The sequence below is a fragment of the Micromonospora sp. NPDC048935 genome (assembly GCF_043197875.1).
In the GTDB taxonomy this organism is placed as follows: domain Bacteria; phylum Actinomycetota; class Actinomycetes; order Mycobacteriales; family Micromonosporaceae; genus Micromonospora.
The window spans coordinates 36168-60659 of sequence record NZ_JBICTZ010000011.1 but is presented as its reverse complement, the minus strand read 5'-3'; the positions used below and the strand labels follow the sequence as shown (position 1 = coordinate 60659).

Sequence of the window (24492 nt, the reverse complement as noted above, 5' to 3'; positions counted from 1 at the left end):
AGCCTAGCGGCGGGCCATGATCAGCCCTTGACGGCTCCGGCTACCAGACCGGAGACCATCCGGCGCTGCACCAGCAGGAAGAAGATGATGACCGGCAGGGTGAACAGGGTGGACGCGGCCATCACCGGCCCCCAGTTGGTGTCGTCCCGGCCGAAGAAGAACGTCATCGCCACCGGCAGCGTGTAGCTGCCCTGGTCGTTGATGAACGTCAACGCGAAGATCAGCTCGTTCCACGCCGTGATGAAGGAGAAGATGCTGGTTGCCACCAGGCCGGGCGCGACAAGCGGGAAGAGGACCCGGCGGAAGGTCTGGGCCCGGCTGGCGCCGTCGATCGCCGCGGCCTCCTCCAACTCCTTGGGCACCGCGGCGACGAAGCCGCGCAGCATCCAGACCGCGAACGGCAGCGAGAAACCGAGGTACGTGAGGATCAGGCTGGGCAGGGTGTTGTAGAGCCCCAGCCGTTGGATCATCAGGAACAGCGGGATGACCAACGCCTCCAGCGGGATCATCTGCACCACCAGCAGCATGATCAGAAAGCTGGTCCGCAGCCGGAACTTGAACCGGGCCACCGCGGTCGCGGCGAGCAACGCCACCAGGCCGCTGAGCACCACCGTGGAGACGGCGACCAGCGCGCTGTTGAGGAAGAAGTCGAGGAAGCTGACGCCGGGGATCAGGTTGCCGGTCAGGATCTCCCGGTAGTGCGCAAGCGTCGGATGGGTCGGCACCGGCTGTGGGGTGGCCGAGAAGATCTCGTTGCTCGGCTTCAGCGAGGTGGAGATCATCCAGTAGACCGGGAACGCCGCGAAGAGCGCGACCAGCAGCCCGGCGGCGTTGAGGGCGACCTTCTTCACGACTCGTCCTCCTGCCTGAGCACCATCCGTACGTAGAAGCCGGTGACCACCAGCAGGATCAGCGTGAGGATCACCGCGATGGCCGCGCCGAGTCCGTACTTCGGCGGCGGGGAGAAGGCTTCGGCGTACGAGTAGATGGCGAGCATGAACGTCGGGCGGTCCTGGGTGCCGCCGGCCAGGACGAACTGCTGGGTGAACACCTTGAAGTCCCAGATGGTGGAGAGCACGATCAGGATCCCGAAGACCGGGCGCAGCAGCGGGAAGGTGATCTTCCAGAAGACCCGCCACGGGCTGGCGCCGTCCACCCGGGCCGCCTCGTGCAGCTCGCTCGGCACGCTCTTGAGACCGGCCAGCACGCTCACCGCGATGAACGGGAACGAGTGCCACACCACCACCAGGGTGAGGATGGCGAAGAAGAGCAGTGGCGAGTTGAACCAGCCGTAGCCGGTCCAGTCGCTACGACCGAACAGGCTGCTGGAGAGCCCGTCGGGCAGCGCGTTGAACAACCACGTGACGAGGCCACTCGTGTCGTCGAAGATCCACTTCCACACGATGGTGCCGGTCAGCGCCGGCGTGGCCCAGGCGAGCATCACGCAACTGGCCACGAAGGTCGCCATCCTGCGGCCGAGCCGGTTGAGCAGCAGCCCGACAAGCGTGCCGAGGACCATCGTGAGCAGCACGTTGGCCGCCGCGAACAGCACCGTGTTGCGCAGCACGGTCAGGAAGAACGGATCGGAAAGGATGTCGGCGTAGTTGCCGAGCCCCACCCACGGCCACTCCCGATCGCCGCGCAGTTGCCGCACGGAGTTCAGCCGGTAGAAGGACATCACCACCACCTGGCCGAGCGGCCAGAGCAGCAGCACCCCGATGATCAGCAGGGCGGGCAGGAGCAGCAGGTAGGGCAGGCGGTCCACCCGGCGACGCCGCCGCGCGGGGGTCTCCCGCGCGGCGGCCGTCTCCGGCACCTCGGTCAGCGTGGTCACTTGGCGTTGAGGATGCTTTCCATCTCACCGGCCGCATCGGCGGTAGCCTTCTCGACCGTCTTCTGACCCTTCATGACCGAGCTGTTCATCGCCTGGGTCACCGTCTTCGTCCGGCTGACCTCCACCCACTTCGGGGTGAGCGGCGTGAGCTTGGTGTTCTGCATGGTGGTGGCGAACGCCGCCATCACCTTGTCGTTGGCGTACGTGTCACCGGCGACCAGATCCTGGTAGACCGGGAAGAAGCCGAGGCTACTCGCGAAGCTCTGCGCGTTCTTCTTGTTCAGCAGCACGGTCAGGTAGTCCCAGGCCAGGTCCTGCCGCTCGCTGTCCTTCCAGATCGCCACGTCCGAGCCGCCCGCGAACCCGGGTGCCGCCTTGCCGTCCGGGCCGGGGATCGGGAACGTACCCCAGACCTTCTCGATCTCGGGGTTGTCCTTCTTGATGGCGGCCTGCTGCCAGCTACCGGCGAACGCCATGGCGGCCTTGCCGGTGGCGAACTGCGTGCGCGCGTCGATCTCGTTCCAGCCCGCCGCCGCCGGCGGGGCCACCTTGTGCACGGTCACCAGGTCGGTCCAGAACTTGACGGCCCGCTGCGCCTCCGGCGTGGTGTAGCCGGACTTCCAGGTGCCGCCCTGGTTGCTGGCGATCTCGCCGCCGGCACCCCAGAGGAAGGAGTAGAACGGCAGCTCCGAGTTGCCCGGCAGGGCGATGCCGTAGGTGCCCTTCTTCTTCGCCTGCACGGTCTTGGCCACGGTGACCAGGTCGTCCCAGGTCTTCGGCGGCTGCACGCCGGCCTCGGCGAACCAGTCGGTGCGGTAGTAGATCGCGCGGACACCCGCGTACCAGGGCACGCCGTACTGCTTGCCGTCGAGCTGCGCGTTGCGCACCAGGTCCGGCAGCAGATCCTTGCCGTCGGCCCAGCCGCCCATCCGACCGCTCACGTCGGCGAGCGCCTCCTGGGCAGCCCAGCCCTGAGTCTCGGTGTTGCCCAGCTCGGTGATGTCCGGGCCCTCTCCCCCGGCGAGCGCGGCCTGGAACTTCTTGGGCGCTTCGAGCCAGGGAATGTACTGCACCACCACGTCGGTGTCGGGGTGCTTCTGGCGGAACTCGGTCTCGACGGAGTCGAGGAAGGTGTTCTGCGCGTCGCCGCCCTCACCCATCATCCAGACCGTGAGCTTGCTGTCGTCGGCCGCGTCCTCACCGGAAACCCCGCAGCCGGTCAGCACCATCGCGGCCGAGGCCACCATGGCGGTGACCGGGGCCAACCGCTTCCACCTGTTCACGCCACTTCTCCCCTCGCGCCGCCTGGAACTAACCTTCTCCGCCGCACCATAGTACGGAGAATTCTTTTACGACAGTGGGTGGGACCGGCCAAAGCGTCGCGACCGTATCGCACGGGCCCGACGAACGACGCTCCAATATGTGACCAAAGACGGGCACATGCCACGAAAGAGCGCCCGGCTCAAGGCCGGGCGCTCTTTCCGTCGTGCTGTCCTGCGGTGGTGCAGACTCGCCAGGTGATGCCAGGTCGTTATCGGGTGACGCGGCGGCGGCCACCCACACCGGCGACCAGCGCGACCGCGATCGCGGCAACCACGACCTGCACCAGCAACTCGGCCCAGTCGATGCCGCTCGTCTCGGTCGCGATGCCGATGGCCCGCGCCAGCACCGTGCCGAGCAGGGCCGCGCCGACGCCGATCAGCAGGTGCAGCCAGATCGGCATGTTCTGCCGACCCGGAACAACCAGGCGGCCGAGCGCGCCGACGATGAGACCAACAACGATCGCAGTGATGATGCCCCAGACGGTGAGCTCCATGGCCACCCTCCTTCAAAGAATGTCTGTCACACGAGGTGTGTGCTTCCTGTCGTGACCGCTAAGTGCCCGCCCCACCGAAAATCCAAACCGACTCCAGCCACCAAACGATCACGACTTGGCCGACACGAACCCGTTCCACCACCCACCCCTCCCCCAACCACCGACCGACCCGGTCATCCAGCCACTCCGGCCCACCGAAAGAGGCGACCAGGCCGCCCAGGCCACCACACGAGGCCGAGCCACCACGCGCCAGACCGGCCCGCGCCGGACCAGACCGCGCCGGGCCGGGCCGCGCCGGATCGCGCCGCGCCAAGCCGGGACAGGCCGGACCGCGCCGAGGCGGGACAGGCCGCGCCGAGCCGGGGCAGGCCACCGCACCACCGGGCCGGACCACCAGGCCACGGGCCGGCAGTCCGCGGCACACGATGATCAACACGGGTTCCTTGATGTCGCGGCATCAAGCCCGGCAGGACAGCCCGATTTCCTGAAAGCGGAGTGGATCACCGCGATCCGACGCTCAGCAGACGCCTACAGAACGCAGGCCACGTCCGGCAGAGGCCGGAACGCACCCAACTGGGGCGCAGGGACCCCAACGGAACGCGGGGAGCAGCCGACAGAGCGCGGGATCACCCAACGCAGTGCGGTGATTGGCTACCACAGCGGGGACGGCACGGCGGGGAGAACACCGCAGCGGGGACGGCACGACGGGGAGAACACCGCAGCGGGAAGGACGTCCCGGCAGGAGAACACCCAGCGCAGGCACGCCCCGGCGGGAGAACACGAGAGAACACGAGAACACCCCCATCGGGAAAGACACCCGCCGGGAGAACGCCGATGGGCGCCCGACCTGTCGGCCGGGCGCCCATCGGAGGTGGGGTGGTGGTACGGAACTTGGTCGGCGTTACCGGGTCACTCGGCGGCGGCCACCAACGCCGGCCACCAGCGCGACGGCGATCGCCGCAACCACGACCTGCACCAGCAGCTCGCCCCAGTCGATGCCGCTCGTCTCGGTCGCGATGCCGATGGCCCGCGCCAGCACCGTGCCGAGCAGGGCCGCGCCGATACCGATCAGCAGGTGCAGCCAGATCGGCATGTTCTGCCGACCCGGAACAACCAGGCGGCCGAGCGCGCCGACGATGAGACCAACAACGATCGCAGTGATGATGCCCCAGACGGTGAACTCCACGGTCGCCCTCCTTCAAAGAATGTTCGACACACGGTGTGTGCTTCCTGTCGTGACCGCTAAGTGCCCGCCCCACCGAAAATCCAAACCGACTCACCGCAGAGAAGAACGACATTCGCCGATGCCTTGTGGGTGCGTCGGTTGGCGCGAAATCGCGTCCACACAGGTCGGAGCCCATCTCGTCGACCCGTTCACCTCGTGGCAGCGCCAGAAAGATTCTCCGTAGCAGGTGGTCGCGCCCCCGAACGAAGGCACCCACCGGGAAGCAGGACGAGCCGATGGAGGGAGCACACCCGGGGGACGGGACGGGCAGGAGACGGACCGGGCCAAGCAGACTTCGGGTAGGCGAGCCGGCCCAACGCAAGACCGACCCAAGACAAGTCGGGACCAAGCGACGCCTGCACCTGTAGTACGGGCTACCGGCCCCGGCCACCCCGCCACCCGACGTCGACCGACACCCCGCTGCGCAGCAGGCAAGATCCGCACAACTACGGGGAAACTGCCGTCTCGACCGGAATCGAGACAGCAGTTTCCCCGCAACTGCGCGGATCATGGCCCGCGCCGACACCCCACGCCGACATCGAGCGCACCCGCCCACGAGACGCCGTCGACGAGGACGGGACCGAGACAGGAGCAGAGGCAGGACCAGGAGCAGAGGCAGAGGCAGGAGCAGGAGCTGTTACTTCTTTCCGGCGGCCTTGCCGTCGCCGGAGTCGGAGGAGAGGGCGGCGATGAAGGCCTCCTGCGGCACCTCGACGCGGCCGACCATCTTCATCCGCTTCTTGCCTTCCTTCTGCTTCTCCAGCAGCTTGCGCTTACGGCTGATGTCGCCGCCGTAGCACTTCGCGAGCACGTCCTTGCGGATCGCCCGAATGGTCTCCCGGGCGATGACCCGGCTGCCGATGGCCGCCTGGATGGGCACCTCGAACTGCTGGCGCGGGATAAGGGTACGCAGCTTGGCGGCGATGGTGACGCCGTAGTTGTACGCCTTGTCCTTGTGCACGATGGCGCTGAACGCGTCCACCGGCTCGCCGTGCAGCAGGATGTCCACCTTCACCAGGTCGGACGCCTGCTCGCCGGAGGGCTCGTAGTCGAGCGAGGCGTATCCCTTGGTACGGCTCTTCAACTGGTCGAAGAAGTCGTAGATGATCTCGGCGAGGGGCAGCGTGTAGCGCAGTTCCACCCGGTCGGCGGAGAGGTAGTCCATGCCGAGCAGGGTGCCGCGCCGGCCCTGGCACAGCTCCATGACCGCGCCCACGTAGTCGTTGGGCGTCAGCACGGTGGCCCGGACCACCGGCTCGTACACCTCGGCGATCTTGCCGGTGGGGTACTCGCTCGGGTTGGTCACGACGATCTCCACGCCGTCGTCCGTGATGGCCCGGTAGACGACGTTGGGCGCGGTGGAGATCAGGTCGAGGTTGTACTCGCGCTCCAGCCGCTCCCGGATGATCTCCAGGTGGAGCAGGCCGAGGAAGCCGCAGCGGAAACCGAAGCCGAGCGCACCGGAGGTCTCCGGCTCGTAGTCCAGGGCGGCGTCGTTGAGCTTGAGCTTGTCGAGTGCCTCGCGCAGGTTCGGGTAGTCGGACCCGTCGATCGGGTAGAGGCCGGAGTAGACCATCGGCTTCGGGTCCTTGTAGCCACCCAACGCCTCGGCCGCCGGCCGGCTGTTGATGGTGACCGTGTCACCGACGCGGGACTGCCGGACGTCCTTCACACCGGTGATCAGATAGCCGACCTCGCCGACGCCGAGCGCCTCGGCCTTGACCATCTCGGGTGAGATGACGCCGATCTCCAGCAGCTCGTGCACGGCCCCGGTGGACATCATCTTGATCCGGTCCCGGGCGCTGATCCGGCCGTCGATGACCCGGACGTACGTGACGACGCCGCGGTAGACGTCGTACACCGAATCGAAGATCATCGCCCGGGCGGGGGCCTCGGCGTCGCCGACCGGCGGGATGAACTGCCGGACGATCTCGTCGAGCAGGTGCGGCACCCCCTCGCCGGTCTTGCCGGAGACGCGGATGCAGTCGGCGGGGTCGCCGCCGATCAGGTGGGCCAACTCCTCGGCGTACTTCTCCGGCTGGGCGGCCGGCAGGTCGATCTTGTTGAGCACCGGGATGATGCGCAGGTCGTTCTCGAGCGCCAGGTAGAGGTTGGCAAGGGTCTGCGCCTCGATGCCCTGCGCGGCGTCGACAAGCAGTACGGCACCCTCGCAGGCGGCCAGCGACCGGGACACCTCGTAGGTGAAGTCGACGTGCCCCGGGGTGTCGATCATGTTGAGCACCGCGTGCTCACCGGCCCGCTCACCCTCGCGGATGGTCCACGGCATCCGGACGGCCTGGCTCTTGATGGTGATGCCGCGCTCGCGCTCGATGTCCATCCGGTCCAGGTACTGCGCGCGCATCTGCCGGGGGTCGACCACACCGGTGAGCTGCAACATCCGGTCGGCCAGGGTCGACTTCCCGTGGTCGATGTGGGCGATGATGCCGAAGTTCCGGATGCGACCGGGGTCGGTGGCACCAGGGGCGTTCGCGCCGGGATCGAGCTTCGGTGGCACAGCGGTCCGTTCTGGTCGGCTGACGTGAACAGGCCGGCGCGCCGCCGACCCCCTCTATGTTCCCACGCCGCCGGGGTGCGCCCACTGCGCGGGCGATGGATCGGCCCGAGGACCCCTCACTCCAGCGGTGGCTCGACGAAGAGCGCGGCCAGCCGGGGCAGTCGTCGACGCGCCTCGTCCTCGTCGTCGAAGTCCCAGAAGTCGTTGAGGTCAGGCGTCCGCACCGGGTCGCGGTCCGCCGGCAGGTCGGCCGCGGTGGCCTTGCGGTACGCGTCCCACGGCACCGACAGCATCCGCTCGGCGGAGAACTCCTCGCCACTGAGCGAGGCCGCCCGCACCTGGGGCAACTCGGCCAGGGAGTCCGGTTCGGCGACCGCGCGGGCGAAGACCGCTCGCCCCTGGGTCATCAGCCAGCCCCGGAAGGACTCGAAGCCGTCGGCCGAGGCGCCACCGTTGATCAGGTACGCCGCGCCCCACAGGTCGGCCTTGTGCGAGGCGGCCAACACCCGCGTCTGGTGCTTGGCGTACCCGATGATGTCCTCCGGGTCGCGCGCGGCGAGCAGCGCGACGGCCCGGGCGGCGACCGGCCCGGGCTCTCCCCCGCCACCGGCCCGAGCCTCGTCGATCAACTGCCAGAAGTCCTCGGTCCTCATGGCTTGGCAGTCTGGCAGTGTCACCGTGCGCCGCGCACGTACCCCGGGGCAGCATGGTGGGGTGTCCCCTCCCCCGCTGCCGCCGGTGCCCTACCACGCGAGTGCGCTGCGCCCGTCGTGGCCGACGCTGCCGGCGGCGCTGCGGGCCGCGGTCGCGGACCGGCTGGGCGCGCCGGTGGTCACCGCCCGGGTGGCGGGCGCGGGCTTCACCCGCGGCTTCGCCGCGGTGCTCGACACCGCCGACGGTGGCCGGGCCTTCGTCAAGGCGGCACCCGCCGCCGAGCAACCGCATCTGGTCGACTGGTACGCCCGAGAGGCCGCGATCCTGGACCGGCTGCCGGGCGGCCTGCCGGCGCCCCGCCCCCGGTGGACCCTGTCGGCGGCGGGCTGGTTCGTGCTCTGCACCGACGCCGTCGACGGCCGCACCCCGCACCTGCCCTGGGTGCCTGCCGAGTTGGACGCGACCCTCGCCGCGTACGCCGAGGTCGCCGCCGCCCTGGCCGACCCGCCGGCCGAGTTGACCGCGCTCGGCCTGCCGCGCCTGGCGGACCTGGCCCGGTCGGACATCCTCTGGTGGGAGGAGGTCGCCGCCGGTCGCGAGCCGACCCCCGCGCTACCGCCCCCGGTCCGTGGCCGGCTGGCCGAGTTGGTGGAGTTGGAGTCCCTCCTCCCCCGGTATGCCGACGAGGCGACCGGCCTGATCCACGGCGACCTGCGGGTCGACAACGTCCTGGTCGACGCGCACGGACGAGCCTGGTTCTGCGACTGGACCTGGGTGTGCTCCGGGCCGGCCTGGTTCGACCTGGCCGGCCTGCTGCTCACCGCGTACGCCAGCGGGCTGGACGCGGACCGGCTCTTCGCGGCGCACCCGGCGGCGGCGGGTGCACCCCCGGACGCGCTGGACGCGACCCTGGCCGCACTTGCCAGCTACTACCTCACCGGCGCCGCGGCGGCACCGCCGACGGCCTCGCCACACCTGCCCGCCCACCAACGGTGGAGCGGTGAGCAACTGCTCGACTGGCTGGCTCGCCGTCAGGGTTGGCGGTGACGCGTCCCGGCCGGCGGCTTCGGCAGTGCGGCGGCCCGACGCCCCGACGGCCCGGCGGCCCGGCGCCCCGACGGCCCGGCGGCCCGTGATCGACTCGGGTTTCTTGAAGTCGGGCTGTCAGCCGCAGGCGATTACCCCGGTTTCCAGGAAGCCGAGTGGATCACGCGTCGACTGTCCGGGTGAGCCCACGACCCGGGCGGACGCCGCTTCGAGCCGAGCCGTTTTGGCTCGTCCCGGGCGACCTGGTAACCTGGCTCTTCGCGCAGCGGTGACGCATGTTCGTCATCTCGCGCAGAAGCTGACCAACCCGAGCTATCAAGACGAGGCTGTCGCGTGGCGAACATCAAGTCCCAGATCAAGCGCAACCGGCAGAACGAGAAGGCCCGGCTGCGCAACAAGTCGGTCAAGTCGTCGCTGAAGACCGCCGTCCGGAAGTTCCACGAGGCTGCCGAGGCCGGTGACGTCGAGAAGGCCACCGCGCTCATGCTGGACGCCTCTCGCAAGCTGGACAAGGCCGTCAGCAAGGGCGTGATCCACTCCAACCAGGCCGCGAACCGCAAGTCCGCGATCGCGAAGCGCGTGGTTGCGCTCTCCGCCTGACGACTTCACCGTCAGACTGATTCGGAAAGCCCCGGGCCTCGGCCCGGGGCTTCCGCGTGTCTCCGCAGGCCGACACCGTGTCCGCAGATCAACCGCTCAATCCGGCGAGTCGGGTTCGCCCTGACAGGCTGGCGCTCAGCCGAACGCGTCAGTATTCAGCAGGACGGGTCGGCGCGGCGGGTGGGTGGCGCCGGGTCGGCGGTGATCACCACGCCGCCGACGCGGTGTGAGACCCACTCCACTCGGGCTCGGCCGACGACCGGCTCCATCTGCCGGCGAAAACGATCCCGTTCCTGCTCGGGCACGAGCGCGGCGGAACGGACCACGATCGCGGCCACCATGTCGTTGAGCTTGACCATCGCCGCCACCACGGCGGGTAGCACCAGGACCGCCCACCAGGTGACCAGTTCGGCGAGGGCGAGCAGCACGGCCAGCGCGATGGTGCCCTCGAAGAAGAGGAAGCACAGCACGCCACCGGGGTTGACGAACCGGAGGCCGAGGAGTCGGGCGTAGAGCGGTCGATACCGCTCCTGGTCGACGGCGACAGTGGCCCACGCCGGGCGGTTCGTCCCCGTCACCTGGTGCCGCCCTGCCGGGCTGCCGCGACCGAGAAGACCGCGCGTTCCAGGGCGTACGCCCGGTCGTCGGAGCCGCCCTTGACGGCGGCGTTGCACTCGGCGGCGACCTGCATGGCCCGGACCAGGCCCTCCGGCGTCCAGCCGCGCCCCTGCCGCTGCGCCCGCTCGATCTTCCAGGCGGGCATGCCGAGGCTGCTGGCGAGCTGGTACGCGTTGCCCCGCCCGGCCGACGCCACCCGGGCCACCGTGCGTACCCCGTCGGCCAGGGCATCGGCGATGGGCACCGGGTCGACCCCGACGTGCAGGGCCCAGCGCAGCGCCTCCAGTGCCGCCGGCACGTCACCGACCATGGTGGCGTCCGCCACCGTGAAGCCGGTCACCTCGACCCGGCCCCGGTAGTAGCGGCTCACCGTGTCGGCGCTGATCCGCCCGTCGGTGTCGGCGATCAGTTGGGAACAGGCGGCGGCCAGTTCGCGCAGGTCGTTGCCGACCGCCGCGATGAGCGCTTCGGCCGCGTCGTCGGTGCACTTTCCGCCAGCGCGGCGGATCTCGTCACGGACGAAGGCCACCCGGTCGCGGTGCCCCTTGAGCTTGGCCGCCGGGACGACCGTCGCGCCGGCCGCCCGCAGCCCGTCGGCGAACGCCTTGCCCTTGGCGCCGCCCAGGTGCAGCACCAGCAGTTGGACTTCCGGGTCGGGGTCCTTCGCGTACGCCAGTAGCGCGGCGACCAGGTCCTTCCGGGCGTCCTGACCGGAGCGCAGGATCAGCAGTCGCCTCCCGCCGAACAGCGAAGGGCTGAGCATCTCGGCGATCTCGCCGACGGCGAGCGCACCGGCCTGGTACTCGCGGACGTCCGCCCCGGGGTCGGCACTGCGAACCTTCGCGACAGCTTCGGTGACCGCGCGCGTGGCGAGTAACTCCTCGTCACCGAGGACGAGCAGAATGGGAGCGAGGTTGGCGGCGGTCACGCCGCCCATATTCGCACGGCCCACGCCGGGATCGTGCCTGCTCATTCGCTGCTTGGTCGGCGCAGCCCGCACTCAGCGCAAATCCAGACATCTATCTCAATTGACCGCTTATTTCACAATTCGTGTCACTGGGTTGGTTGGGACGCGGGCTGGCCGGCACCCGGCCGACCGCCGCCAGGCAGCCCCGGGCCTGATCCACCCAAGGTCAGCAATATCGCGTGATGCCCGATCTCGACGAGCCCCGAAGTGGATCGACGCGCTCCGACCGGGCCGCTCCCGATGAGGCTCAGGATCGCCGGCCCGGTGGTATTCCCCGCCGCACCACGGCCAGGCCATCGTCGGCCCGGATCGCCGCCAGGTCGCCGTCGGTGTCGGTACGCAGCACCCGGGCACCACCCCTGCTCAGCCGGGCCAGTATCCCCGGGTTCGGGTGGCCGTAGGTGTTGCCGCTGCCCACCGGCACGAACGCGACCGCCGGCCGCACCGCGTCGAGAAAGCCCGGGTCCTGATACGCCGAACCGTGGTGGGCGATCTTCAACACGTCCGCCCGTAACTGGCCGGGCGTCGCCCGCGCCAGCAGCGCGTGCTGCTCCTCGGTCTCCGCGTCGCCGGGCAGCAGGATCCGCACCCCGCCCACCGTGGCGCGCACCACCAACGAGTTGTTGTTCGGGTCGGACCTGGTGCCGGCAAGCGGGTACGGCGGGCCGAGCACCAGCAGGTCGACGCCCCCGATCGGGTGACGGGCACCGGCCACGGTGGTGAGCAGCGCGGCCCGGCCGGCGGTCGCCGCCACCCGGACCAGGTCCCGGCCGCTCTCCGGATCCGTCGAGGACGGCACCAGCACGGCGCCCACCCGCCGCCCCCGGAACACCCCGGCCACCCCACCCACGTGGTCAACGTGGAAGTGGCTGACCACCAGCAGCGGCACCTCCCGTACGCCGAGCCGACGCAGGCAGCCGTCCACCGCACCCGGCTCCGGCCCGGCGTCGACCACCACCGCCCGGCCGGGCGCGACAGGCAACACCACGGCGTCGCCCTGACCCACCGCGCAGACCACCACGACCCAACCCGGCGGCGGCCAGCCAACGAACACCAGCCGCACCGGAAGCGCACCGAGCACCGAGGCGACGCCGACGACCGCCACCAGCCGGCGTACGAGGGGGCGGCGCACCGCGATCAGCAGTGCGACTGTCAACACGGTCAGCAGCAGCGCCCCCGGGACGCCGCCGGGCCACGGCAGGGTGCCGCCCGGCAGCCGGGCGCCCTGTCGGGCGATGACCACCAGCCACCAGGCCGGCCAACTCGCCAGCCACGCGAGGATCTCGGCACCGGACGGCCAGATCGGCGACACCATGGCCGCCGACACGCCCAGCACCGTCGCCGGCGCGATGGCCGGCACCGCGAGCAGGTTGGCCGGCACCGCCACGAGGCTGACCGTGCCGGAGATACCGGCGACGACCGGCCCGCAGGCCAGTTGCGCGGCTGCCGGTACGGCCAACGCCTCCGCCAGGCCGGGCGGCACGCCACGCCGGCGCAGCCCGTCCCGCCAGCGCGGCGCGAGCAGCAACAGGCCACCGGTGGCCAGCACGGAGAGCGCGAACCCGGGATCGCCGGCCAACTCCGGGTCGACGAGCACCAGCAGCGTGACGGCGGCGGCCAGCGCGGGCAGCGCGGCGCGGGGACGACCGGCGGCAAGCGCGGCGAGCCCGATCGCCCCCATCGTCGCGGCGCGCACGACGCTCGGTGACGGGCGGACCAGGATGACGAAGCCCACAAGCGCCACGGCGCAGAGCCCAACGGCGAGCCACGGACCGGCTCGCGCCCAACGAGCAAGCAACAGCACCGCGCCGACCACGATTGCGACGTTGCTCCCCGAAACAGCATTGAGATGTGTCATGCCGGTTGCCCGGAAATCCTCCTCGACGGCCGGAGGCAGTCGGCTGGTGTCTCCCACGACCAGCCCCGGCAGCAGCCCGCCCGGATCGTCCGGCAGCGGTGCGCAGGCCCGTTGCAGACCGGCGCGAAGGGTGCCGGCGGCGCGCTGCGCCCAGGACGACACACCGTGCCGCTGCGGCGGGCCGTTGGTGCTGAGCACGGCCGCGGTGAGATCACCACCGCGCGCGACGCCGAGCCGACCATCGGCGGTGAGGCGTTGCCCGGGCAGCAGCCCATGCCAGGCCGGGTCGGTGGCCAGGACGAGCAGCCGCACCGACGCGTGGATGCGTCGACCGTCCGGGCCGGTGAGACGGACCAGTTCGCTCGGCACCAGCAGCATCCCCGGTCGCCCGGCGGAACGGATCGGGCGCGGATCGTCCCGGACCACCAGCTCGGCGGTGACCGGAGCGCGCTGCTCGGCCAGGGCACGGATCGGCGGGGCGTCCCGGATGGCGAGCTGGGCCGCGGTGGCCGCCCCGGCGCACACCACACCGAGGCCGACCGCGACGGCGATCCAGCCGTGGCGGCGCGCCGCGGCCCGCGGGCGACCGAGGCGGCCGAGCAGGTGCAGGGCGACGCACGCGGTCAGGATGGCCACCACCCCGGCTGCCAGCAGGAGCGAGCGGGTGCCGAGATGCAGGCCGGCGAGCGCGGTGAGCCACGCGGCCACGGCCAGCCCGGCGAGCCGCAGATCCGCTGGCGTCTGAGCCTCCGCAGCGCTCAGGCGGCTCGGTGGTGTCGGGTCACCGCTGTTCACACCGTCACCAGATCCTTGAGCTGCTCATACCGTGCGTCGCCGATCCCGTCGACCTGGCGTAGGTCGCCGACGGCCTTGAACCCGCCGTGCTGGTCCCGGTGGTCGAGGATGCGCTGGGCGAGCACCGGCCCGACCCCGGGCAGCGCGTCGAGCTGCGCCAGGGTGGCGGTGTTGAGGTTCAGCGGCCCGGCAGCCGGGGCCGCCCCACCCGCCGCCGGAGCGCCCGGCGGCGGCGTCACCCCGACCACGATCAGCTCGCCGTCGGTGACCTTGCGAGCGGGGTTGAGCAGTGCCACGTCGACCCCGGGAAGTGGGCCGCCGGCCGCCTGCACCGCGTCGGCGAGCCGGGACCCGGCCGGCAACCGCACCAACCCGGGCTTGCGAACCTTGCCGGCGACCGCCACCACCAACTCACCGGAGCCGGACGCGCTGAGGTCGCCCGCCGGAGTGGCCGCCGCGGCCTCGCTGCCCAGTGGTGCGACCGGCTCGGCGTGCGGCCGGGACCGCCAGGCCCATCCGGCGGCGGCCAGCACCACCACCGCCGCGACGACCGCCAGCGCCCGCACACCGCGTCGCCCCGGGTCGAACGCGCCAGGCCCGGACAGCCGCGGGGTCACCGGCCCTTCCACGGCAAGGGGTACGCCCGCGCCCGGCTCCGCCACCGGCGCCCCGGCCCGGGGTGGCAGCACCCCAGCCAGAGGTACGCCCGCGAGCGTTGCCCCGGCCGTGGGTGACGAGCCGTCCGGCGGCGCGTGCGTCAGCCGGCGCAGGCGCTGGCGTACCTCGGTCTCCTCGTCGTGTGACACAGGGCGACGCTACGGGCGACGGCGAATGCGGTGGGGTGTCGCGACGTCACCCTGTGGACAACTGAACCCACTGTGGACAACGCCCTGATCAAGCGCGAATCTGCTAACGGTCTCCGCCCCGGGGCATCCGCGTGTGAGCCTGGCCGAGAGTGCGGCCCCCACGGCGCACGAGGCTCGGCAGCGAGGCTGACGGCCGTCAGGCTGCTACGCAAAGCCCCCGGGGCGCCCGGCTACGCCGTCTCAGTCACCGCCTTCGGGATCCGGCTCGCTACCAGCAGTCACTGACCTGGCCGAGCCCTCCGGCCGCGGCGACGACTACGCTGCGAAGGTGATCAAGGGACTGCTGCTGGACTTCTACGGCACTGTGGTCGAAGACGACGACGCGATCATGCAGGCGATAGCTGACCAGGTAGCCGCCGGCGCCTCCACGACCGTCGCTGGACGAGAGGTCATGGAGGCGTGGGCGCGGGAGTACGAGGCGGTCGCCACCGGCCCACAGTTCCGGACGCTACGACAGTGCGCGACGCGCAGCCTGTCCAGGGTGATGGCCGAGGTGGGCTGCGCCGGTGACCCGGCCAGGCTGTGCGCGGCGCAGTTCGAGTACTGGCAGTCGCCGCCGCTACGTCCAGGCACCCGGGAGTTCCTCTCCCGGGTCACGGTGCCCATCTGCGTCGTGTCGGACGTCGACCGCGCCGACCTGGACGCGGCAATGGCGCACCACGGCCTGGCCTTCACCGCCGTCGTGACGAGCGAGGACGTCCGCGCCTACAAACCGGACCGGGAGATGTTCACCCGAGCGCTCGCCGCACTGGACCTGGGTGCGGACGAAGTGCTGCACGTGGGCGACTCGACAAGCTCCGACGTGTACGGGGCGCACGCGGCCGGCATCCAGGCGGTGTGGCTCAACCACCGCGGGCACACCCGGCCGGACGACACACCCGTCGCATACGAGATGGCGGACCTGACTCGGCTCGTCGAAATCATCCAGTAGTCACGGTCAGCATGCTCCAGATCCGCCGCTGCCGCCTCGACGACGTGGGCTGTCCGGGCGACGGTGGACGACCACGCAGGCCAGGCCCGGCCCGGCGTGCGCGGCGACTACCGCACCCGCTTCGGAGACGTACGTGTCGTGCAGCCGGTCGCCGAGCCGCCCGGTCAACGCGGTGCGCAGCGCCTCGGCCCGTTGCGGCGCGGCCAGGTGGTGCACTCCGAGATCCACGTCGTCGTCACCGGCCGCCTCGACGGCCAGGTCCACGAGGCGGGCCACTCCCCGGCTGGCGGTACGGACCTTCTCACGGAGCACGATCGCCCCGTCCGGCATGTGCATGATCGGCTTGACGGACAGGGCGGTGCCGAACAGCGCCTCGGCCGCGTTGATCCGGCCACCCCGGCGGAGGAACTCCAACGTGTCGACGTAGAACCAGACGGTGGTACGGGCTATGGCGGCGAGCGCCGCGTCGCGTACCCCATCAGGGTCGGCGCCGGCCGCGGCGGCGGTGGCGGCGGCGATGGCCGGAAAGCCCAGCCCCATGCCCGCCGAGCGGCTGTCCACCACCTCCACGCGGCCGCCCAGGTCGGCGGCGGCCAGCCGGGCCGCCTCCACCGTGCCCGACAGCGCGGCGGAGAGGTGCACCGAGACGATCCCGTCGACGCCGGTGTCGAGCAACTGACGGTACGTCCGCGCGAACTGCTCGGGTGCCGGTCGGGATGTGGTCGCCGTGACCCGGCGGGCGCTCAGTGCCAGGGTCGCGTCGGCCGGCCCGGTCTCCACCCCCTCCAGCCCTTCCGCGCCGTTGAGCACGACGGTCAACGGCACGACGGTCAGCCGGTGCGCCTGCACCAGCTCGGGCGGAAGGTAGGCGGTGGAGTCGATGACAACCGCGACGGGCATGCCCGGCACGCTAGCCGATCGAGCCCTCGAACGCCGAGGCGCGAGCGCTCAGATCGCGTCGACGGCGACCGGGGCGGTGACCAGGCCGACGTTGTGCGCCCGCAACTGCCACCCGCTGACGTCGTGTGGGCGCCCGACGGTCGGCGCGCGGTCGTCGTGCCGCAGCTCGCTCCAGTGGCAGTTGGCCAGCGAACCGATGGTGCGCAGCACGCCGGTGTCCCACCCGAGCAGGCGACCGATGCCCTGCCGGGAGCCGCCACCGTGAGTGGCGATCACCACGGTGCCGCCGGGAGCCGCTTCGGCCGCCTCCCGCAGGGCGACGCCGACCCGTTCGCCGAGATCGTGCAGGGGTTCGAGATCAGCACCCGGGTCGGGATCGCCGGCCCGCCACCGCGCGTACTCCTCGGGGAAACGCTCGGCGACCTCGGTGAGGTGCAGTCCCTGCCACTGGCCGAAGTGCCGCTCGCGCAGCCGGGCGTCGGTGCGGACCGGAAGCCCGGTCAGCGCGGCGAGCGCCGCGGCGGTCTCCGCGGCGCGGCTCAGGTCACTGGCCACGATCGCGTCGGGCCGCAGCGCCGCGAGCAGCGGGGCGGCGGCGCGGGCCTGGTCGCGACCCAGCTCGTTGAGGGGTACGTCGGTCTGCCCCTGGACGCGGTTGGCGGCGTTCCAGTCGGTGTTGCCGTGCCGCCAGACGATCAGTCGGGTCATTCGGCGGCGGCGGACGACCCGCTGGCGTCGGCCTCGACCAGGTCGCGATCGACGAACGGGATGGTGGGGCAGTCCTTCCAGAGGCGGTCGAGCCCGTAGAACTCGCGCTCCTCGGTGTGCTGGACGTGCACCACGATGTCGACGTAGTCGAGCAGCACCCAGCGGCCACCACGCTCACCCTCGCGCCGCACCGGCTTGGCCTTGTCCGGCAGCTCGAGCAGGCTCTCCTCGATGGCGTCCACGATGGCCAGCACCTGACGCTCGTTGGGGGCGGCGGCGAGCACGAACGCGTCGGTGATGGCGAGCTGGTCGCCGACGTCGATGATCGTGATGTCCTGCGCCTTCTTGTCGGCAGCAGCCTGGGCGGCCGCGATAGCCAGCTCGTGAGCGCGTTCGGAAACTGTCACCGTTCTCCTTCGATCAAGCGTGCGATCCTCCAAGCGTCTCATACCCGGCGACGCCCCGACCGCGCAGTTCTGGTCGGTTGAATGTACAAACCAGCCGGAATCGGGCGTGGTCAGCCCTGATAGAGGCTTCGCTTGGCGATGTACTGCACCACACCGTCGGGCACCAAATACCAGACGGGCTCGCCCCGGGCGACCCGGGCGCGGCAGTCGGTCGACGAGATGGACATCGCGGGCACCTGGATCAGGCTGACCGTGTCCGCCGGAAGATGCTTGTCGGTCAGCGGGAACCCGGGCCGCGTCACCCCGATGAAGTGGGCCAGCTCGAAGATCTCGTCCAGATCCTTCCAGGACAGGATGCGTTGCAGTGCGTCCGCCCCGGTGATGAAGAACAGCTGCACCTTGGGGCCGTACTCGGCCTGGAGGTCGCGCAGGGTGTCGACGGTGTAGGTCGGCCCACTCCGGTCGATGTCGACCCGGCTGACCTGGAAGCGAGGGTTGGAGGCGGTGGCGATGACCGTCATCAGGTAACGGTCCTCGGCCGGGCTGACCGGTTCGTCGGCCTTCTGCCACGGCTGCCCGGTCGGGACGAAGACCACCTCGTCCAGGCCGAACCGGTCCGCCACCTCACTGGCCGCGACGAGGTGACCGTGGTGGATCGGGTCGAAGGTGCCACCCATGATCCCGATCCGCCGGATATCTTCCTCCACCCGATGATCGTAGGCCGACCGTCGGAACCGACCACCCCGGCCCGTCGGGACCGACCACCCCGGCCCGGCTGAGCGCCCGCCCGAACACCCCACCCCGGGCCGCGCGAGGCACCCACCCCGGCCCGCCCACCCCGGGCCGCGCGAGGCGCCCACCCCGGGCCGCCCACCCCGGGCCGCGCGAGCACCCCACGCCGGCCCGCGCGAGCACCCCAACCCCGACCCGCGCGAGCACCCCACCCCGACCCACACGGGCGCCCCACCCCGACCCGCACGAGCACCCCCACCCCGATCCGCACGGGCGCCCCACCCCTGGCCGGACCCGGACCCGGGGACCCGGCCCGGCCCGGCGTTCCCCCGGCCGCCGGGACACCGCGACATGCCGGAAAGGCAACCCGTCGCAGCGATGATCAACTCGCCTTTCAGGAAGTCGGTGCGTCACACCGGCCCGGACACCGCGACTTCAAGGAAACCGAGTCGATCAACGCGCGCGGGCTCACGGCGGGCGAGGGCTCACGGCGGGCAAGGCCGCGGAGTCACGACGCACAAGGCCGCGGCGCACGCAGGGTCGCCACGCACGCAGGGTCACGGCACGCACGGCACGCCGGGCGGTCGCGGCACGCCGGGCGGTCGCGGCACCCCGGGCGTCACGGCACGCCGGACGGTCACAGCACCCCGGACGGTCACGGCACCCCGGACGGTCACGGCACCCCGGCGGTCACGGCACCCCGGACGGTCACCCCGTCCGGGATCGCGACGGGGCCACTCGTGTGCATATACTTGCGTACGAGTAGTTGGAAGCGAGCGAGCCTGGGGGCATCGTGCCGAAGCGGCGCAAGGTCGGCAATCTGCTCGCGTTGGCCGTGCTGTCCGCGCTTGTCCAACGGCCGATGCACCCGTACGAGATCGCCACCGCGCTGCGGGCCTGGGGCAAGGACCAGGACATGGAGTTCAAGTGGGGCTCCTTCTACACGGTGATCCGCAACCTGGAGAAGCACCGCCTGATCGACGCGGTGGAGAGCGTCCGCGAGGGACGACGCCCGGAACGCACCGTCTACCGGATCACCGACGCGGGGCGTGCCGAGCTTGTCGACTGGGCGCGCGAGCTGGTCTCCACGCCAATGCCGGAGCATCCCCGCTTCCGCGCCGGGTTGTCCGTCCTCGCCGCGCTGCACCCCGACGAGGCCACCGACCTGCTTCGTCAGCGGCTCGACCTGCTGGACGACGCTCTCCGGCGGGACCGCGAGACGCTCGACGCCCACCTGCGGGAGATCCCGCGGCTGTTCCTGGTGGAGTCGGAGTACGACCTCGCCCTGCGGGAGGCGGAGGCAGCCTGGCTGCGTGGTCTGCTCACCGAGCTGTCCTCGGGCAGCTATCCGGGGCTGGACACCTGGCGGGCCTTCCACGAGACCGGCGAGATGCCGGCCGAGCTGACCGAACTGGCCGGAGGGACCAGCACCCCGACCTCGGAGACCACCGACTGACAGACGACTCCGGCGGGGTGCGCCAACACCCCGCCGGAGCCCTTACCTCGAACCGACACCTGGGAAGGCACCCGGCCCGAAGCGGCAATCAGAGGATAGCCGGGCTCCCTCCCAGGTCGGTTCGCACGCGCACGGACCGACGACACCCAGGGAGAGACCATGACAACGGTACGAACAGCGATCGTCATCGGCGGCGGCATCGCCGGACCGGTGACGGCGCTCGCGCTGCGCCGCGCCGGCATCACCGCCACCGTCTACGAGGCGTACCCCGCCACGGCCAGCGGGGTCGGCGGCATCGGCGGCACCCTCGCCCTCGCGCCCAACGGCGTGGCGGCCCTGCGCGTGGTCGGCGCGGACGCGGCGGTGACGGCGGTCGCCACCCCGATCGAGCGCAGCGCGATGGCCGTGGGTCGTCGCCACATCGACCTGCCGACGCTGGCCGGGGTGCCGCCGCTGCGCGTGGTGCACCGGGCCGAGTTGCACCGGGTGCTGCACGACCGCGCGGTCGCCGAGGGCGTCGCGTTCGCGTACGGCAAGCGGCTCGTCGACGCCGAGCAGACCGACAGCGGTGTGACGGTCCGTTTCGAGGACGGCAGCACCGCCACCGCCGACATCCTCGTCGGCGCGGACGGTATCCGGTCCACGGTCCGCAGGCTCATCGATCCGGCCGCGCCGGGCCCCCGGTTCACCGGACTGCTCAGCTTCGAGGCGGTCGCACGGCACGAGGTGGACGTCGAGCCGGGCACGATGACCTTCGCGTTCGGTCAACGGGGCTACTACCTGTACTGGCCGGAGCCCGGCGGCGGCACCCGGTGGGGGGCCAACCTGCCGCAGCAGCGGCCGATGAGCCTCGTCGAGGCCCGCGCGGTGCCGGCGCGACAGTGGCTGGAAACACTGCGTAGCAGCTACGGCGACGACGACCCGGGCCGGCAGCTGACGGCGACAAGCGACGCCGACGCGCTACAGGTGGCCGGCTCGTTGCAGATCATGCCGCCGGTGCCGCACTGGCACCGGGGGCGGATGGTGCTGGTCGGCGACGCGGTGCACGCGCCGTCGAACAGCTCCGGGCAGGGCGCCTCGCTGGCCATCGAAAGTGCGGTACAACTCGCCCGCTGCCTTCGCGACCTGCCGGGCGTGGAGACCGCGTTCGCCGCGTACGTGCGGCTACGCCGGGCCAGGGTGGAGAAGGTCGCCGCCCGCGCGGCCCGGATCAACCATGCCAAGGCACCGGGGCCGATCGCCCGGACGCTGATGCCGCTGCTGATGCCGCTGATGGTGCGCACGGTGCTGGATCCGGAGAAGACCACCGCCCACGAGCAGCGCTACGTCATCGACTGGGACGCCCCGGTCACGACGGAGCCCGCGCTGCGATAAACCGCCAAGCGCGAGCGCAGGGGCGCGGGGGCGCAGGGCGCGGGGCCGCAGGGCGCGGGGCGCAGGGCGCGGGGCGCAGGGCGCGGGGCGCAGGGCGCGGGGCGCAGGGCGCGGGGCGCAGGGCGCGGGGCGCAGGGCGCGGGGCGCGGCTAACCCGCCCCCGCGCGCCCCGTCAACCACATCCCGCGTCCCGCCCAGCCGTCACCGCGCGCCGCCCAACCGCACCCCGACGCACCCCGGCGACCCACCATCCGCACGCAGCGCGCCCACCTGACCGCACGCCGACGCGCTCGACCGACCACCCAACGCGTCCGTGGGGCTTTACGCCGCGGCGGCGGCCACCGCTGTCCGGGCGACAAGCGCGCGGCGCAGGTCGTCGTCGGCGTCGGTGACCACCCGGCGCAGGCCGGGGGTCAGGTCGTCGCGGGCCAGCAGCGCCGCGGCCGCCTCCCGGGTCGGCTGCGCCACGGCGTAGCGGGGAAACGCCAGCTTCGCGACCCGGTCGGCCGTCCACGGGGTACGCCGGCTCGCGGCGGCCGGCATGTCGGTGAAATACCGCTCGACGTACGCGGCGGTCAGCTCGGTCTGCTCGGGTTGCCAGAACCCCTCGGCGGTCGCTTCGAGCAGGCGGTTGGACAGCTCGGCGTCCCGCACGATGATCTCCCAGGCCGCCTGCTTCGCGGCCGGGTCGGGCAGGGCGGCCCGGCAGCGGGCGGCCCGTTCGGCACCCGTGGAGCTGTTGTCGGCGGCCGCCTCGACGGCGATCTCGGCCTCGCCTGCGACGCCCAGCACCACCAACCGGCGCAGCACCGCCCAGCGCAGCTCCGCGTCGACCCGCAGCCCGGCCGGCACGTCACGGCCGGCGAGCCAACCGACGAGCAGGTCCGCGTCGGTGGTCGCGGCGATCCATCCCCGAGCGGCGGCCAACTGCAACGACTCCCCTGCCGGTGCGCCGTCGAGCAACCGCTGGCACGCCTCGGCGACCCGGGCCAACGCCGCGGACCGGGCCAGCGGGTCGAGGTAGCGGTCCACCAATGACCGGCTGAGCGTGAGCACGTCCTCCGCGATGATCACCTCGGTCTCGGTGGGCAGCGCGGCGGCCATCAGATCGACCACGCCGCTGACCGGCCGTTCGCCGTCTGTCGCGGCGTCCAGTGCCTCGCCCCACAGGATCGCCCGGGTGAGCGGGTCGGCCAGGTCGGGCAGCATCCGCGCGACGGCCTCCGCCGACGCCGGGTCGAGGCGCACCTTGGCGAAGGTGAGGTCACCGTCGTTGAGCAGCAACAGCTGGGCGGCCGGAGTGCCTGCCAGGGCCTCCAGCACGGTCCGGCCACCGTCGGCCGTGGGGTCGATGTCGACGTCGTCGCGGCGGACGGTGCCGTCGACCGAGTAGCGGCCCACACCGATCCGGTGGGGGCGCAGCACCGGGTGGGACTCCGGCGCGGTCTGCACCACGGCCACCTCGGAGTAGCGGCCGTCGGCGTCGACGGTGACCTCGGCGCGCAGGGTGTTGACCTGCGGCCGGCGCAACCACACCTCGGCCCAGCCGGACAGGTCCCGACCGCTGGCGGTGGAGAGGCTGACCAGCAGGTCGGCGAGCGTGGCGTTGCCGAAGCGGTGCTCGGCGAAGTGCGCGTTCAGGCCGGCGAGGAACGCCTCGTCACCGAGCCACGCGACCAACTGCCGCAGCACGCTGGCGCCCTTGGCGTAGGAGATGCCGTCGAAGTTGAGCAGGCCCTCGTCGGTGTCGGCGACCTCCTCCGGGGCGACCGGGTGGGTGGAGGGGCGTTGGTCGGCCGCGTACCCCCAGGCCTTGCGGCGCATCGCGAAGGTCGTCCATGCCTGGCCGAAGCGGGTCGCCTCGGCGGTGACCCGGGTGCCCAGGTATTCCGCGAAGGACTCGTTCAACCACAGGTCGTCCCACCAGCGCATGGTGACGAGGTCGCCGAACCACATGTGCGCCATCTCGTGGGCGATGGTGGTGGCCCGCTGCTCGCGCTCGGTGTCGGTGACCGCCGAGCGGAACACGTAGTCGTCGCGGAAGGTGACGATGCCCGGGTTCTCCATGGCGCCGGCGTTGAATTCCGGCACGAACGCCTGGTCGTACTTGCCGAACGGGTAGCGCTCGGTGAAGAGCTGGTGGAACCGGTCCAGGCATTGCCGGGTGATGGTGAAGATCTCCTCGGCGTCGGCATCCAGGTGCTCGGCGAGCGACCGGCGGCAGTAGATGCCCAGCGGAACGCCGTCGTGCTCGGCCCGCCGCACGTGGTAGGGCCCGGCGATCAGCGAGAAGAAGTACGTGGCCAGCGGCGCGCTCGGGGCGAACTCCCAGCGACCCGGTGCCGGGGTGGCAGCCACCTCGGCGTTGCTGGAGACCGTCCACTCTGGTGGGGCGGTCACCGCGAGGACGACGGGTGCCTTGAGGTCGGGCTGGTCGAACGCGGCGAAGATGCGTTGCACGTTGTCGAGGAAGCTGACCGCGTAGAGGTAGGTCTCGCCGTCGGCCGGGTCGACGAAGCGGTGCATCCCCTCCCCCGCGTTGGAATACGCCATCTCCGCCTCGACGACGAGGGTGTTCTCCTCGGCGAGGTCGGTGAGCGGCAGCCGGTTGTCGGCCAGCAGGTTGGGGTCGAGGTCGCGGTCGTTGAGGCGTACCGTCAGCAGTTTCGCGGGCTTGACCTCGGCGAAGGTCGCGGTGTCGGTGGCCGCCCGGAAGCGGATCGCGACGCGGGAGCGGAACAGCTCCGCGCCGCCGGTCAGGTCGAGGTCCACCTGATAGGACTCGACAGTAATCGCCGCGCCACGCGCGGTCGCCTCTACACGGGTCAGGCTCGGCATCCGCTTATCCTGCCCGATGGGGATCGACCCTCGGTCACCACACGACCCTCGGCACTGGAGGAAAGAACCATGGCGCAGCACCCCAAGGGCGACTTCGACCTCTCACGGGCGGTCTGGCAGCGGGCCGAAGGGGACACCTCCGACAGCGCTGTCGAGGTCGCTTTCGTCGACGACCTGATCGGCATGCGGAACTCGGCCGAGCCCGAAGGCCCGGTGTTGGTCTTCACCCAGGCCGAGTGGGACGCGTTCGTCGCCGGCGCCCAGGACGGCGAGTTTGATCTGGACTGATCGCCCGCACGCTGTCGCCGTGCCGGTGCCGGTGATCCGGGCACCGGCACGGCGACACCGGTC

The 24492-nt window shown here is 71.5% G+C and carries 22 protein-coding genes; 6 read left to right on the top strand and 16 right to left on the bottom strand.

What is annotated here, in order from left to right:
• Positions 1-20 precede the first annotated feature (20 nt).
• The 7 genes from ACGFIW_RS26480 to ACGFIW_RS26450 all read right to left on the bottom strand — a co-directional run bounded on the left by ACGFIW_RS26480 (position 21) and on the right by ACGFIW_RS26450 (position 8043).
• Positions 21-851, bottom strand: a complete 831-nt coding sequence (locus ACGFIW_RS26480) for a carbohydrate ABC transporter permease (RefSeq protein ID WP_393320991.1) — start codon at positions 849-851, stop codon at positions 21-23.
• Positions 848-1834 carry a carbohydrate ABC transporter permease gene (locus ACGFIW_RS26475; RefSeq protein ID WP_393320988.1) on the bottom strand — a complete coding sequence of 329 codons (987 nt, stop codon included), beginning with the start codon at positions 1832-1834 and terminating at the stop codon, positions 848-850. The genes ACGFIW_RS26480 and ACGFIW_RS26475 overlap by 4 nt, the downstream gene beginning before the upstream one ends.
• Complete coding sequence (locus ACGFIW_RS26470) at positions 1831-3117, bottom strand: sugar ABC transporter substrate-binding protein (RefSeq protein ID WP_393320985.1); 1287 nt, start codon at positions 3115-3117, stop codon at positions 1831-1833. Before ACGFIW_RS26470 ends, ACGFIW_RS26475 begins: the two co-directional genes overlap by 4 nt.
• Positions 3118-3365: 248 nt before the next feature.
• Entirely contained in the window at positions 3366-3650 is a 285-nt protein-coding gene (locus ACGFIW_RS26465; protein WP_099857898.1) for a GlsB/YeaQ/YmgE family stress response membrane protein, read from the bottom strand.
• 901 nt (positions 3651-4551) lie between these two features.
• Positions 4552-4836 (bottom strand): GlsB/YeaQ/YmgE family stress response membrane protein, encoded by a 285-nt coding sequence (locus ACGFIW_RS26460; protein WP_357410540.1) that lies wholly within the window; start codon positions 4834-4836, stop codon positions 4552-4554.
• Positions 4837-5512: 676 nt separating this feature from the next.
• Positions 5513-7390, bottom strand: coding sequence for a translation elongation factor 4 (gene lepA / locus ACGFIW_RS26455; protein WP_393320981.1), 1878 nt, complete (start codon positions 7388-7390; stop codon positions 5513-5515).
• A 116-nt stretch (positions 7391-7506) separates the two neighbouring features.
• Positions 7507-8043: a DUF4240 domain-containing protein gene (locus ACGFIW_RS26450; RefSeq protein WP_393320979.1), complete on the bottom strand. Its 537-nt coding sequence runs from the start codon at positions 8041-8043 to the stop codon at positions 7507-7509.
• 61 nt (positions 8044-8104) lie between these two features.
• Here ACGFIW_RS26450 and ACGFIW_RS26445 point away from each other — a divergent pair, with 61 nt between their 5' ends.
• Both ACGFIW_RS26445 and rpsT read left to right on the top strand, forming a co-directional pair.
• Positions 8105-9091, top strand: a complete 987-nt coding sequence (locus ACGFIW_RS26445) for a phosphotransferase (RefSeq protein WP_393320976.1) — start codon at positions 8105-8107, stop codon at positions 9089-9091.
• Positions 9092-9424: 333 nt separating this feature from the next.
• Positions 9425-9691, top strand: coding sequence for a 30S ribosomal protein S20 (gene rpsT, locus ACGFIW_RS26440; protein ID WP_030336508.1), 267 nt, complete (start codon positions 9425-9427; stop codon positions 9689-9691).
• Between the two features lie 155 nt (positions 9692-9846).
• On the opposite strand, the gene ACGFIW_RS26435 is transcribed toward rpsT, so the two are convergent.
• The 4 genes from ACGFIW_RS26435 to ACGFIW_RS26420 all read right to left on the bottom strand — a co-directional run bounded on the left by ACGFIW_RS26435 (position 9847) and on the right by ACGFIW_RS26420 (position 14591).
• On the bottom strand, positions 9847-10269 hold the full coding sequence (locus ACGFIW_RS26435; protein WP_393320974.1) for a hypothetical protein: 423 nt from the start codon (positions 10267-10269) through the stop codon (positions 9847-9849).
• Positions 10266-11246: a DNA polymerase III subunit delta gene (gene holA / locus ACGFIW_RS26430; protein ID WP_393321499.1), complete on the bottom strand. Its 981-nt coding sequence runs from the start codon at positions 11244-11246 to the stop codon at positions 10266-10268. Before holA ends, ACGFIW_RS26435 begins: the two co-directional genes overlap by 4 nt.
• Before the next feature lie 277 nt (positions 11247-11523).
• Complete coding sequence (locus ACGFIW_RS26425) at positions 11524-13929, bottom strand: ComEC/Rec2 family competence protein (protein WP_393320971.1); 2406 nt, start codon at positions 13927-13929, stop codon at positions 11524-11526.
• Positions 13926-14591, bottom strand: coding sequence for a helix-hairpin-helix domain-containing protein (locus ACGFIW_RS26420; RefSeq protein WP_393321496.1), 666 nt, complete (start codon positions 14589-14591; stop codon positions 13926-13928). Before ACGFIW_RS26420 ends, ACGFIW_RS26425 begins: the two co-directional genes overlap by 4 nt.
• 472 nt (positions 14592-15063) lie before the next feature.
• Here ACGFIW_RS26420 and ACGFIW_RS26415 point away from each other — a divergent pair, with 472 nt between their 5' ends.
• Positions 15064-15726: an HAD family hydrolase gene (locus ACGFIW_RS26415; RefSeq protein ID WP_393320968.1), complete on the top strand. Its 663-nt coding sequence runs from the start codon at positions 15064-15066 to the stop codon at positions 15724-15726.
• Positions 15727-15732: 6 nt separating this feature from the next.
• On the opposite strand, the gene ACGFIW_RS26410 is transcribed toward ACGFIW_RS26415, so the two are convergent.
• The 4 genes from ACGFIW_RS26410 to nadD all read right to left on the bottom strand — a co-directional run bounded on the left by ACGFIW_RS26410 (position 15733) and on the right by nadD (position 18448).
• A complete protein-coding gene (locus ACGFIW_RS26410) occupies positions 15733-16626 on the bottom strand; it encodes a DegV family protein (protein ID WP_393320965.1) in 894 nt (297 codons plus the stop codon).
• Positions 16627-16674: 48 nt separating this feature from the next.
• Positions 16675-17334 (bottom strand): histidine phosphatase family protein, encoded by a 660-nt coding sequence (locus ACGFIW_RS26405; protein WP_393320962.1) that lies wholly within the window; start codon positions 17332-17334, stop codon positions 16675-16677.
• The gene (gene rsfS, locus ACGFIW_RS26400; protein WP_357077026.1) at positions 17331-17741 is read right to left on the bottom strand and encodes a ribosome silencing factor; all 411 of its coding nucleotides are present in this window, start codon (positions 17739-17741) and stop codon (positions 17331-17333) included. The genes ACGFIW_RS26405 and rsfS overlap by 4 nt, the downstream gene beginning before the upstream one ends.
• A 110-nt stretch (positions 17742-17851) precedes the next feature.
• Positions 17852-18448, bottom strand: a complete 597-nt coding sequence (gene nadD / locus ACGFIW_RS26395; protein WP_238642693.1) for a nicotinate-nucleotide adenylyltransferase — start codon at positions 18446-18448, stop codon at positions 17852-17854.
• A gap of 818 nt (positions 18449-19266) precedes the next feature.
• Between nadD and ACGFIW_RS26390 the strand changes: the two genes are divergently transcribed.
• The gene (locus ACGFIW_RS26390) at positions 19267-19929 is read left to right on the top strand and encodes a PadR family transcriptional regulator (protein ID WP_393320959.1); all 663 of its coding nucleotides are present in this window, start codon (positions 19267-19269) and stop codon (positions 19927-19929) included.
• A gap of 159 nt (positions 19930-20088) precedes the next feature.
• A complete protein-coding gene (locus tag ACGFIW_RS26385; RefSeq protein ID WP_393320956.1) occupies positions 20089-21303 on the top strand; it encodes an FAD-dependent monooxygenase in 1215 nt (404 codons plus the stop codon).
• A gap of 321 nt (positions 21304-21624) precedes the next feature.
• Here the strand turns inward: ACGFIW_RS26385 and pepN are convergent, their stop codons facing one another.
• Positions 21625-24141: an aminopeptidase N gene (gene pepN, locus ACGFIW_RS26380; protein WP_393320953.1), complete on the bottom strand. Its 2517-nt coding sequence runs from the start codon at positions 24139-24141 to the stop codon at positions 21625-21627.
• Positions 24142-24210: 69 nt separating this feature from the next.
• On the opposite strand from pepN, the gene ACGFIW_RS26375 reads away from it, so the two are divergent.
• Entirely contained in the window at positions 24211-24429 is a 219-nt protein-coding gene (locus ACGFIW_RS26375; RefSeq protein ID WP_030491749.1) for a DUF397 domain-containing protein, read from the top strand.
• The last annotated feature ends 63 nt before the right edge of the window (positions 24430-24492 follow it).

Bases quoted from the DNA above. Each gene is read 5' to 3' on its own strand.
- holA (WP_393321499.1), bottom strand. From the start codon at position 11,246: ATGGGCGGCGTGACCGCCGCCAACCTCGCTCCCATTCTGCTCGTCCTC.
- ACGFIW_RS26410 (WP_393320965.1), bottom strand. From the start codon at position 16,626: ATGCCCGTCGCGGTTGTCATCGACTCCACCGCCTACCTTCCGCCCGAG.
- ACGFIW_RS26465 (WP_099857898.1), bottom strand. From the start codon at position 3,650: ATGGAGCTCACCGTCTGGGGCATCATCACTGCGATCGTTGTTGGTCTC.
- ACGFIW_RS26375 (WP_030491749.1), top strand. From the start codon at position 24,211: ATGGCGCAGCACCCCAAGGGCGACTTCGACCTCTCACGGGCGGTCTGG.
- ACGFIW_RS26385 (WP_393320956.1), top strand. From the start codon at position 20,089: ATGACAACGGTACGAACAGCGATCGTCATCGGCGGCGGCATCGCCGGA.
- ACGFIW_RS26450 (WP_393320979.1), bottom strand. From the start codon at position 8,043: ATGAGGACCGAGGACTTCTGGCAGTTGATCGACGAGGCTCGGGCCGGT.
- pepN (WP_393320953.1), bottom strand. From the start codon at position 24,141: ATGCCGAGCCTGACCCGTGTAGAGGCGACCGCGCGTGGCGCGGCGATT.
- ACGFIW_RS26405 (WP_393320962.1), bottom strand. From the start codon at position 17,334: ATGACCCGACTGATCGTCTGGCGGCACGGCAACACCGACTGGAACGCC.